Source organism: Streptomyces pactum, assembly GCF_002005225.1.
In the GTDB taxonomy this organism is placed as follows: domain Bacteria; phylum Actinomycetota; class Actinomycetes; order Streptomycetales; family Streptomycetaceae; genus Streptomyces; species Streptomyces pactum_A.
Window position 1 is genome coordinate 8484039 of sequence record NZ_CP019724.1, and the last position, 11720, is coordinate 8495758.

An 11720-nucleotide genomic window follows, 5' to 3' on the forward strand; every position below is an offset into this window, starting at 1 on the left:
GCGGAAGCGGGTGTGCTTCGGCTCACCTCTGCTCGCGCGGAGAGGACCCTGCACCCTCACACTGAAGCGCTCCGACTCCGGCTCACCTCCGCTCGCGCGGAGAGGACGCCGACATCCTGATCACAGGGCACTTCCACCACGGCTCACCTCCGCTAGCGCGGAGAGGACATCGTCCACTCGGAGCCCGCGACTTCGTCTTGCGGCTCACCTCCGCTTGCACGGAGAGGGCACGTCCTTGCACTCCAGAGCCTCGTCAGGCCCCGGCTCACTGTCGGCGACGCTTGAAATGTGAGCCGATTCCGGCGGGTGAAAAATGACCCCCCGCTGCGTCAGTTGATGTTGGTCATTCCCCGGTGTTGGCGGCGGGAACCCGTCCGAGGTCGCGGCCGCGCATGCGATAGCTGTCGCCCTTCAGCGAGATGACCTCGGCGTGGTGGACGAGTCGGTCGATCATCGCGGCGGCGACGGTGTCGTCGCCGAAGACCTCGCCCCAGCGCCCGAAGGGCTTGTTGCTGGTCACGATCACCGAGGCGCGTTCGTAGCGGCCCGAGATGAACTGGAAGAACAGGTTCGCCGCCTCGGGCTCGAAAGGGATGTAACCCACTTCGTCGACCACGATCAACGGGATCCGTCCCAGCCGGGTCAACTCATCGCTCAGACGCCCTGCTTGATGGGCTTCGGCGAGGCGGGTGACCCACTGGGCGGCGGTGCCGAAGGCGACCCGGTGGCCGGCCTGGCAGGCCCGGATGCCGAGCCCGGTGGCGAGGTGGGTCTTGCCGGTGCCGGGCGGCCCAAGGAAGATCACATTCTCCTTTCCGGCGACGAAGTCCAACGTCCCCAGATGAGCAATGACCTCGCGTTTCACGGACCGCTGGTGGTCGAAGTCGAAGTCCTCCAGCGACTTGCGAGAGGGAAAACGGGCCGCCCGGATGCGTCCCTCGGCGCCGTGGGAGTCGCGGGCGGCGACCTCCCGCTGCAGGCAGGCGGCCAGATACTCCTCGTGGCTCCAGCCCTCGTCGCGGGCCCGCTCGGCGAGCCGGGCTGCCGCATCCCGCAGGGCCGGAGCCTTCAGCGCCTTGGTCAGATAAATCAGTTCAGAACCGACGTCGCGGCTGGTCCTGGCCTGGTTCGTGCCGTTCTTCATGCTCATCACGCTGCCCCTTCGCCCGTGCTCAGCCCGCCGTCGATGACGCCGAAGATCCGGTCGTAGGCCTCCAGCGACCGCTCCTCGACCTCCGTCACGTCCACCGGCGCCGGTTTCGTGCCGGCGGCCGCCTTGCGGGCGGCTGCGGCAGCCGCAGCGTGGTCCGGGTCGGTGATGGTCTGGTGGCGGGCCCAGCTGCGGGCATGGCGGGCGACCTCGACGCCGTCGCAGGTCACCAGGACCTGGTCCAGGTCGGCGGCGACCTGGACGCGGCGGCCAACAGCCAGCGGATGCACCGAGTAGTCACAGGTGTCCAGGCGGACATAGTGGTCCCTCGGCAGCCGCAGCGATGCCTTCCACCAGCCCGGCGGGGCGATCGGCGGCAGGGCCAGCATCCGCGAGCGGTCGGCTTCCAGCCGGTCCGCCGGGCGGGCCTGCAAGGTGCGGTGGATGCGCCGGTTGGCCCTGGTCAGCCAGTCGGCGAGCTGGATGTTGAAGTCGGCCGGCGAAGTGAATACCCGCCCGGGCAGAAACGACGTCTCGAGATAGCCGTTGGCCCGCTCGACCAGGCCCTTGGCTTCCGGATCCCGCGGCTTGCAGAGCAGGAACTTGACGCCCAGCAGTCCGGCGAACGCGGCGAATTCATCGGTCAGCTGAGGACCGCCGGGCCTCCAGGAACCGACGGCTCCCTCGTTGTCCCAGACCAGCACCCGTGGGACGGCGCCCAGCTCGGTCAGCAGCCGCCAGTGCCCGGCGATCAGGTCGGCCGCTGACCTGGAGGGCAGCATCCGGGCGGTGATCCACCGCGAGTAGCCCGCGACCATGACCAGCACCGGCGGCCGCCCGACCTGGCCGAAGCCGAGCGGGATGTCGGCCGGCGGGAACCACAGGTCGCACTGGCCGATCTCGCCCGGCTCATAGACCGTCCGCGAGGCCGGATCCGCAGGCCGATAGGCCGGCCGCAGGTCCCGGACCCGGTCCTTGAGCACGGTCAGACCACGGTCCCAGCCGATCCGCTCGGCGATCACCGTCGCCGGCATCTCAGGCCACTGCTCGAGAAGTTCACGGATCTGCGGCTCGACCGCGTCCACGATCGAGCCCTTCGGAGCCCGCTGGTACTTCGGCGGCGCGTCGTCCGCGATCGCCCTGCGGACAGTGTTCCTCGCGATCCCCAGCTTTCTTGCGATCGCCCGAACCGGCATCTGCTCGGCCCGGTGAAGCCGGCGGATCTCCGCCCAGTCCTCCACGCTGATCACCACTCCTCCCGGCCTGACTCAACGAGCCAGACCCCTGGAGAGGGTCAACTTTCAAGCGCCGCTACTGGTCCACTTTTCAGCCGTCGCCGACAGCTCACCTCCGCTTACGCGGAGAGGACGTGTGATGCGGCCACACCGCCCACCCCACCGGCGGCTCACTTCCGCTCGCGCGGAGAGGACCGGCTGACCGGCTCACCTGACGGGCGGCAGAACGGCTCACCTCCGCTCGCACGGATAGGACATGATGTCGCCCAGGACGGAGTCCCAGACCGCCGGTTCACCTCCGCTCGCGCGGAGAGGACTCGGCGATCGAGCGGCTGCTGCTCCTGGCGGACGGCTCACCTCCGCTCGCACGGAGAGGACCGGCCGAGAGTTGCCTGCCATGGGCAGACCTCCGGCTCACCTCCGCTCGCGCGGAGAGGACAGCCACCACCGGTACGTCGAACCGTCGCCGACCGGTTCACCTCCGCTCGCCCGGAGAGGACGCGATCAAGCAAGCTATCAGCGCTGTGCTGTCCGGCTTACCTCCGCTCGCGCGGAGAGGACCCGGACGTCACCACGAAACCCGAATCGGGATCCGGCTCGCCTCCGCTCGGGCGGAGAGGACCCGCCGATGCCCACGGCTTCGACCGTGTAATCCGGCTCACCTCCGCTCGCGCGGACCTGGAGGTCCTGTGGCACGGCTCACCTCCGCTTACGCGGAGAGGACAAATCGAAATCCGTGCCCTGGCCGATGGTGACCGGCTCACCTCCGCTCCCGCGGAGAGGACTACCGGACCGTGTCCGTCGGCAGCCTGTCCCACGGCTCACTTCCGCTCGCGCAGAGAGGACCGGCTGACCGGCTCACCTGACGGGCGGCAGAACGGCTCACCTCCGCTCGCGCGGAGAGGACGACACCACGGTGACCGGGTAGACGTCCATGCCCGGCTCACCCCCGCTCGCGCGGAGAGGACAATCAGATCCCCGGTCTCGAGAACGGATACGTTGGCTTACCTTCGCTTGCGCGGAGAGGACAGTGACCACGACGTCTCCTTCTGCGACGGCTGAGCCTCACCTCCGCTCGTGCGGAGAGGACACCGGCATCGACGAGGACGGCAACGTCCACGACGGTTCACCTCTGCTTGTGCGGAGAGGGCGCCGGGACCATCGTCGGCACCGGGCGGGCGAACGGCTCACCTCCGCTCGCGCGGAGAGGGCACCTGGTCAGAACTCAGCGCGCCGTTCGCGTTCGGCTCACCTCCGCTGGCGCGGAGAGGACGCCTCCGCTCGGGCGGAGAGAACGGCACCAGTGCCCTTCCCCCGGGCCTCCCTTCTACGGCTCACCTCCGCTCGCGCGGATAGGACAGGAGGATCTGCTCCAGCTCACTGACCAGGTACGGCTCACCTCCGTGGGCGCGGAGAGGACACGCCGTGCAGCTCGACCACGACGACTGGGCACGGCTCACCTCCGCTTTGCGAAGAGAGGACCATCTGGAGGCCGGCCTGACGCAGCGCCACGAACCATCTTCGCTCGCGCGGAGAGGACGTGAACGCTATCGTCTCCGTCCGCGCGCTGTACGGCTCACCTCCGCCCGTGCGGAGAGTGCTACCCGGACGCCGCCGGCAAGACCGTCTATCACGACTCACCTCCGCTCGCGCGGAGAGGGCACCGACGACGCGTACCCCGAGGCGACGCAGAACGGCTCACCTCCGCTGGAGCGGAGAGGACTCCCTACGCACCCCCAGACAGGCGCTGATGTCCGGCCCACCTCTGCTCGCGCGGAGAGGACGCTCCACGGAATGGGAGCGGAAGTTCCAGGAGCGACTCACCTCCGCTGGCGCGGAGAGGGCGCTTCGTCCTCCGCTCGCGTGGACAGGACGAACTGGGCGTACCGTCCACCGACGTGGATGCCGGCTCACCTCCGCGCGAGCGGAGAGGACATCATCTCGCCGGGGAGCGTCGGCCGGCGGACTGGCTCACCTCCGCTCGCGCGGAGAGGACAGCTCCAGCGCGGGCGTCTTCCCGTCCTGCGTCGGCTCACTCCGCTCGTGCGGAGAGGACTTCGGCCGCCTGGTGGCGATCGACCCACTCGACGGCTCACCTCCGCCGAGCGGAGAGGGCCCCTTCGACCTGCGCTCTGGGGTGACAGGTCTGCGGCTCATCTCCGCTCACGCGGAGAGGACCCGAGTATGCCGGTCTGCGTGCGCCTGGTCACCAGCTCACCTCCGCTCGCGCGGAGAGGGTCCCCATGAGGGATCCGCGGCCGCCGCGAGGCCGGTTCTCCTCCATTCGCGCGGAGAGGACTCGTGGCGGAGGTCGTAGATACGCTGGTCGATTTCGGATCACCTCCGCTCGCACGGGGAGGACGTCGGCCTGGCGGTGGAGCTCGCCGTGAACGTCGGTTCACCTCCGCTCGTGCGGAGAGGACCGTACCCACAGACGCCGAGTGACCCGGCGCACCTCCGCTCGCGCGGAAAGGACTTCTCTCCGCCGGTACGGGAGACGGTTCCGACCGGCTTACCTCCGCTCGCACGCCCGGAGAGGACATCCGGTGTGCCAGGTGGGAGAAAACGACGGTCGGCTCACCTCTGCTCGCGCGGAGAGGACGGCACGGACGGAGTCCACATGAGCGACGCTGGCGGCTCATCTCCGCTCGCGCGGAGAGGGGTGGGTCGTCGAGCTGGACGCCACCGGCTGCAACGGCTCACTTCCGCTCGCGCGGAGAGGACTGCCTCGGCTGGGTCACCACCGACGGCGGCACCGGCTCACCTCCGCTCGAGCGGAGAGGACTACCGGTGGGACATCAACCAGACCGGTTGGGCCGGCTTACCTCTGCGTGCGCGGAGCGGGTATTTCGTGACCTGCGATGTCGTGGGTGTTGCGTGATTCTTTTTTCAAGGTGCGAGTGTGTTTGTGATGTTACTCGCGTACGAGGCCGTCGAGTCGGGACAGGTGGTGGGTTTTGCCGTTGAGTCGATACGGCCGTCTTCCTGTGCTGGTGACGCGTTGTGGCAGGAGGAGGACGTCTTGGAGGGCACCGATGTGCCGCCAGGTGGTGGGGGTGTTGGTTTCGGCGCCGTGTCCTTGGAGCCATCGGTGGTCGACTTGGACGGTGTGGGCCATGAGGTTGCGGATGGTGGCTGTGTCTCGGGGGTCGATGTGGGTGGGGAGCGGCCGGTGGCGTGCCTGGCGGTCGAGCCAGGGGCGGCCGTTGGTGTCGGTCCAGACGGGCAGGACGCGGACGCTGTCTGCGCCCAGTCGGGTCACGAGGAGGTTCTCGTCGTCGATGGTGGTGAGCGGGTGGAGGTCGCGGATCAGCTGGGTGGGGGTGGGGATGGTGGCGGTGTCGGCGAGGGCCCGCGTGGCGTGTTCGGTGGCGAGATCGTGGGTGCCGGCGGTGGTGGTCCAGTCGGCGGCGTAGACCTGGTCGACCAGGCTTTGGACATCTTCGGGGATGGCGCAGATGCCGCCGCCGAGGCCTTGGAGGGCCGTCACGGTGCGGTTGAGGAGGTTTTCGCTGTAGACGGTGCCCCATCTCTGGGGTGGGAGTTTTCCGGTGGGGATGAGGACGGTCATGGCCGGGGCGGGGGCCCAGGCGGGGCGGTCGGTGCGGGGGTGGCGGTGGCATCGGCCGGCGCGTTGGAGGAGGAGGGCGATCGGGGCGAGGTCGCTGATGACGTGGTCGAAGTCGACGTCGAGGGATTGTTCGATGACCTGGGTGGCGACGACGATGACCGGCCGGGAGGGGCGACGGCCGCGGGCCGGGGTGTAGTGGCCGTCCGGGGTGGTGCGGGCGGCGCGGGGCTTTCCGGCCCAGTGCTCGATGCGGCGTGTGACGCCTCGGCGTTGGCGTGCGGGCATGCGGGCGTGGAGCAGTTGAACGAGCGGGGCGGTGGGGCCGGCCCATGCGGTCCTCAGGTGGCGGGCGGTGGCCTGGGCGTCGGCGACGGTGTTGCAGACGACGGCGGCGCAGCCTCGGCCTTCGTCGATCATGGGCTGGAGGGTGCGGGTGAGGGTGGCGAGGCGGCTGTCCGGGTTGGTGGGGGAGGCTTGGTGGCGGATGTGGTGGAGGTTGACGGCCAGGCGGCGGGCACGGGTGGTGGGGAGGGTTTCGCTGGTGGTGACGGTGCCGGTGGTGGCGTCGATATGGGTCCAGCCGGGATAGGTGGGGGCGATGGTGGCGGGGCTGGTGTGGCCTGCCCCGGTCCGGTAGGCGGCTGCGAGTCGTGTGGCGATGGTGCCGGTGAGGGTGGCGGACAGCAGGATCACGGGGGTCCGGGTGTGGCCGAGCCATTCGAGGAGGCGTTCGGTCAGGCGATGTCCGTAGGCGTCGTAGGCGTGGGCCTCGTCGATGACAACGGTTTTGCCGGTGAGGCCGAGCCAGCGCATGACGTTGTAGCGGACCGGGAGGGCGGCGAGGGCCGCGGTGTCCCAGGTGCCGACGGCTACGCCGGCCAGGAGCCCGCGGTGGCGCCCTTTGATCCACTCTCCCGCGGTGGTTGACGCGTCGGTGAGGACGCGGTCTGTGTCGGGGTTGTAGTCGGCGTTGAGCCAGGCCATGGAGTGCAGCAGGGCGACGGGCATGCGGACGCTGGCGGCCTGGGCGACGTGCTCGGTGATGCGGGTGTGCATGGCGTCGGTGGTGGCCATGGTCGGCAGGAACACGCCGAGGCCTTCGGTGCGGGCGGCGTGACCGAGGACGTGCGCGGTGAACAACGCCGTTTCCGTTTTGCCGTCCCCGGTGGGGGCGGTGATGACGACCAGACCAGGACCGTTGACGAGCGCCGGGAGGCGCTTGGCGAGGTCAGCCTGAAGAGGGTACGGGTCGGTGATGAACGGGAACATCGCGGTGAACGACTTGGCCGGCTTCCAGACCGCGGAGGCAAGCTGGACCTGCGCGAGAGCCTCCGGCGCTGCCCTCTGGGCACGTTCGGCATGCGTCTTCCAGTCGCGAGGGTCACGGGAGTGCTTGCGCTCCCAGTGGCGTGCGCGAACCCAGCCGATCCGGGAGGCGAGCCAGTCCGCGAGAACGATCAATCCTGTCGCTACGACGCAGGCGCCCCCGGGGGCGAACAAGGCAGGCGGCTCGGGGCTGCCACACAGAGCATGAACAGTGTGGAGATGCGCGGCCCGCTGCGCGCTCCAGCCGGCCGCCCCGACGCGCGGCTCCTGGTCCTCGGGGCCGGTGAGAGTGCGGGCGTTCAGGGCATTGCCGTAGGTGCCGTGGTGACCGCCGAGGATTTGCCCGATCTGGTGGGCGATCGACCGCAGTGGACGGCCGCTCGTTGGGTAGCCCGCCTGCGCGAGAAGCATGGGCGCGGTGAGGTGAGAGACGCGCTCGTGCCGGATCGAACTGCGGTCGTCCGGGACAGGGTATGCGGGGTCCTCGAGGAGACCGGCCGCCGCCTTCTGGTCCTGATGCTGAAAAGCCGGGCAGATCTTGCCCAGGTCGTGCAGTCCAGCCCAGAACATCACCAGTTGCCGAGCGTGCACCTCGGTAACGCCCCAGCCTTTCGCGATGATGTCCCGCTGGCCGGCGGTGAGGTAGTTGTCCCACAACTGTCCGGCGATCATCGCGGTGTCGATCAGATGGCCGAGGACCGGGTACGGCCCCACGTCTTCCAGACCATCGGACTTGCCCCACAGGCGATCCTCAATGAGGGGCCGCATCATCAGAGATCTCCAATCAGATCCAGAAAATCTCCGCGTTTGCGGAGCACGCATCATCCACTCGTAGCCGGCGATCTCGTCCTGCGGGACACCTCCGCGTAGGCGGAGCGCATATCGCCCGCACCATCGGCCAGGGCACCAACAACGGGACATCTCCGCGTACGCGGAGCCCATGCAAAGACGTTTTTGTCGCCGGTGATGGGGTTCGGGACACCTCCACTCACGCGGAGCGCACCCTCTCTAACCTGTGCTGTCTTGGTTGCGTTGCTGTGTCACTGCTCGCGGTGGGGTGCGATGGAGAGGAGTCCGAGTCCGTAGGCGCGTCCTTGGCCGATGCCGGTGGTGATGGCCTGGCGGAGGGCGTGGGTGTCGGTGATGGTGGCGATGCCGTCGAACCGTGTGACGTTGAGGCGTGCGCGCTTCTTGTCGCCTCGGGTGGCGAGTACGGGGGGTTGGGGGGTGTCGAGGATGAGCTGCGGTGTGAGACCGGCGTGGGCGGCTTTGCGTTCCCACCAGGTGAGGGCGGCTTCACCGGTGAGGGGGACGCGGCGGCCTCGGCGGCCGGGGACGAATTCGGTTTTGAGGGGGTTGGCGTCGATGCGGTAGCGGATGATGCGGCCGGGTGTCGCCCAGTCGAGGAGGGGGTTGAGTTCGCGGTAGTCGATGTCGGCGGTGGTGTAGCTGGCGGGGAGGGCGTTGCGGTTGATGGTGATGCCGGTGGACTGGATGAGCAGTTTGGCGCCGGTTGGTTCGCGTTCGAGGCGGTAGAGAACGTTGTGGGCGGTGCGGGGGCTGGTGCCTGCCTGGTCGGGAAAGAGTGCGCTGATGCGGCGGTGGAGGGCGGTGTGGTCGCGGAGGTCGTTGTGGAAGTCGCGTGAGCGGGGGTTGAGGGTGATGCGGGCCAGGTGGACGGTGGTTGCGGTGGCGGCAGTGGTCATGGCGTCTCCTGGACGGCAGTGGTCTTTGCGTAGGCGGTGAGGGCGGTGAGCCACTGGGTTCCGCGGCCGGCGCAGAGGCTGGCGGGGAGGGCGCGCTGGGTTTCCCACAGGTCGCGGGTGGTGAAGGTGCGGCCGGGTGCGGGGGTGTCGCGCACGGTGGTGGTCGCCGGGAGGTCAGGGGTGGGCGGAGCGTCGTGGATGAAGGTGACGTCGATGGTGGCCGCGTTGCGGGGCCGGTCTGCGTGGAGTGGGGCGCGGTCGAGTTCGGCCACGGGGTCGTCCAGGTCCGTGCGCAGGAGGATGGGGGTGTCGGGTGGGCAGGAGCGGCGGCCGAGGTAGGGGGCGAAGACCGGCTCGGCAAGGGCGTGAGCGGCGAGGGCGATGGTGTCACCGGGGCCCGTGACGGCGACGGTGAACGCGGCGTCCGCGAGGTACCACCGTTCGGTGATCATCGTTCCCTCCCCGGGCTTCTTCCGTTTGCCGTCGGCGGTGGGTGGGGTGAGTTCCCTGGGATAGCCGCCGCCGATGGTGTGGAAATCCATCTCGCGGTGCCCGGGGCGGTCGACGCGGATGACGTAGCGGAGTTGGGCAAGGTCAGTGTTCTCGTGGTCGCGGGGCCGGCCGAGCGCGGAGGCGAGAAGGCCCGTGAGGGCAGACCTGGTGGGCGAGGTGCTGGTGGGCCTCACTTTGAAGTCGGCGGGTCCACCCCAGCTTTGCAGTGGGGCGGACAAGTGCATCAGGAAGCCGGTCAAGGGTCCTCCTTGGTGTGGTGGGGCGGATGCGACCTCCGCGTGCGCGGAGCGGTCCCGGGACGGTGTGCTTCAGCTCCGCGGGTGCAGGTGGCAGGCCGGGTCAGCTGGTGTGCTTGGTGATGGTGGCGAGGGTTCGGGTGATCAGGTCATCGACCGCGTCCACGCGGTCTCCGAGGGCGGTGAACTCGGTGTCGCTGAGGGTGACGTGAGCGTGGTCGGCGATGCGGCTGGTGCCGAGCATGCGGGCGTGGGCGGCTGCGTGGGCGTTGAGGGCGTCCAGTGAGGCGGTGACGTAGCCGTTGGTGGTGGCGGGGATGGGGGTCTCGAACGCGCCGACGAGGTTGACGGGCCGGTCGGTGCGGACGGCGATGTGGATGAGGTGGGGGACGGTGTGGGGTGCGGTGCCGGAGGCCTTGGCGGGCATGATCGCCAGCGGGAAGGCCCGCAGGAATGCTTCGGTGACCTGCTGGGCGGTGGCGGTGTCGCCGTCGAGGTTGTCGATGAGTTCGCGGACGTTGAGGGTGGCGTAGCGGTAGAAGGTGGCGGAGGTGTAGCGCTGGTCGCCCATGTGGCCTGCGCCGGTTTCTTCTCCGGCGTCGTGGATCAGGTCGTCCACGGCGGAGAAGAAGTCGATCTGGGACGGGCCGGCGTGGGTGCCGATGCTGTGGGCCATCTGGATGGCGCCGGCGACGGTGGATCCGGCTTCGTTGGCAAGCATGCGGCCGTAGGCAGCGATGGATGCGTTGCGCTGGCGGAAGACTTCCAGCACAGCTGACTGGAGCTCCTTGCGCTCGGCGGCGGGGATCTTCTTGTAGGCGGTGGCGAGGGGACCGGTCTCGACGGCCTCTTCCTCCTCGGAGTCGGCGTCAGCGTCCTCGGTGTCGCTCTTGGCCTTCTTGGCTTCGGCCTTCGCCTTGGCTTCGGTGATGGCCTTTGCCGCGGCGCCGGCAGCCTTGGTGAGGACGTCGCGGCGGCTGTTGGCGATCTCGGCGAGGGAATCGAATGCGGTCTCCGGCAGGAACAGCAGGGCGTTGGTGCCACCGGCGTCCGACAAGCCGAGGCCTTTGACGTCGGCCGCGAGGATCAGCATCTGCGCGGCGGCAAGAGCGGTGGTCTCGTCCCAGCCGGTTGCGGTCAGGCGCTTGGCGACGGCGAGGGGGGTGCCGCGGGTGCGGATGGCGCGCGTACCGAGGGCCTCTTCCATGTGCGTGCGACTGTGGCGGCGTCCGTGCTGGGATGAGAGGCGAGGGCGGGACACGCCGCCGTAGGTGGCCATCTTCGGGGCGCCCTGCCGGTCGCGGTTGAGGTTGCTGTAGGGGGCGGAGTGGATGATGTGGACGTCGATGTAGAGCGGGGTCACTTACTGGTCTCCTTCGAGCCTGCGGGAGTGGTGTAGGAGCGGGCCCAGTCGATCCGGACGTCGGGCGCCCAGCGCTGGTAGCGGATGCTGTCGCGGAGCAGGACCGGCCACCTGACCGGAATGTTGCTGGAACGCAGAAGGCTGATGGTGGACGGGAGTTCGGCCATGAACGCCTCGTAGTCGAGTTCGCACAGGTGAGAGAGGAGGCCGGTGGCCGTCTCGCGGCGCATGCCGACGCGCGCAGCGCGGGCGAGGGACCAGCCGAGGTTCTCCCACGGCTTCGCCGGGGCGGGTTGCTTGACGGTGAGCGGTTTGTCGCCGGCGCGGGGGTTGGGCGCGTCGTGGACGGCGTACAGGGCCGCGACGAGCAGGAACGGGTGTTCGGCTTGGCGGAGAGCGTGGTGGGGGGTGTCCTCACCGACAGGGATGCCGCCGGCGGGCATGAGGTGCACGTAAAGGGGCCAGGGGTTGTCGAGATGGTCGGCGAGACCCTGCCGTAGGGTTGCGCGGCCTTCGGGGGTGGCGCAGGCGCGGCGGACGGTGTTCATGAACCGCTCGCAGGTGGCGAGACTGTTTTCCTTGGACGGCGGTGATTCGGTCGTCACGGTCGGGGCTCTTTC

Annotated in this window: 7 protein-coding genes; all 7 read right to left on the reverse strand. The window is 69.2% G+C overall.

All coding sequences use genetic code 11. The features are described 5' to 3' along the window. Positions 1–343 precede the first annotated feature (343 nt). The 7 genes from istB to casB all read right to left on the reverse strand — a co-directional run bounded on the left by istB (position 344) and on the right by casB (position 11705). A complete protein-coding gene (gene istB / locus B1H29_RS36695; RefSeq protein ID WP_055422288.1) occupies positions 344–1150 on the reverse strand; it encodes an IS21-like element helper ATPase IstB in 807 nt (268 codons plus the stop codon). Beyond that, on the reverse strand, positions 1150–2400 hold the full coding sequence (gene istA, locus B1H29_RS36700; protein ID WP_055422289.1) for an IS21 family transposase: 1251 nt from the start codon (positions 2398–2400) through the stop codon (positions 1150–1152). Before istA ends, istB begins: the two co-directional genes overlap by 1 nt. Before the next feature lie 2899 nt (positions 2401–5299). Beyond that, complete coding sequence (locus B1H29_RS36705; RefSeq protein ID WP_055422290.1) at positions 5300–8053, reverse strand: CRISPR-associated helicase/endonuclease Cas3; 2754 nt, start codon at positions 8051–8053, stop codon at positions 5300–5302. 269 nt (positions 8054–8322) lie between these two features. Continuing rightward, a complete protein-coding gene (cas6e, locus tag B1H29_RS36710) occupies positions 8323–8988 on the reverse strand; it encodes a type I-E CRISPR-associated protein Cas6/Cse3/CasE (protein WP_055422291.1) in 666 nt (221 codons plus the stop codon). Continuing rightward, the gene (gene cas5e, locus B1H29_RS36715; protein ID WP_055422292.1) at positions 8985–9740 is read right to left on the reverse strand and encodes a type I-E CRISPR-associated protein Cas5/CasD; all 756 of its coding nucleotides are present in this window, start codon (positions 9738–9740) and stop codon (positions 8985–8987) included. The genes cas6e and cas5e overlap by 4 nt, the downstream gene beginning before the upstream one ends. Positions 9741–9840: 100 nt before the next feature. Beyond that, positions 9841–11100, reverse strand: coding sequence for a type I-E CRISPR-associated protein Cas7/Cse4/CasC (locus B1H29_RS36720; RefSeq protein ID WP_055422293.1), 1260 nt, complete (start codon positions 11098–11100; stop codon positions 9841–9843). Further along, entirely contained in the window at positions 11097–11705 is a 609-nt protein-coding gene (gene casB / locus B1H29_RS36725) for a type I-E CRISPR-associated protein Cse2/CasB (RefSeq protein WP_159027743.1), read from the reverse strand. The genes B1H29_RS36720 and casB overlap by 4 nt, the downstream gene beginning before the upstream one ends. Positions 11706–11720 lie beyond the last annotated feature (15 nt).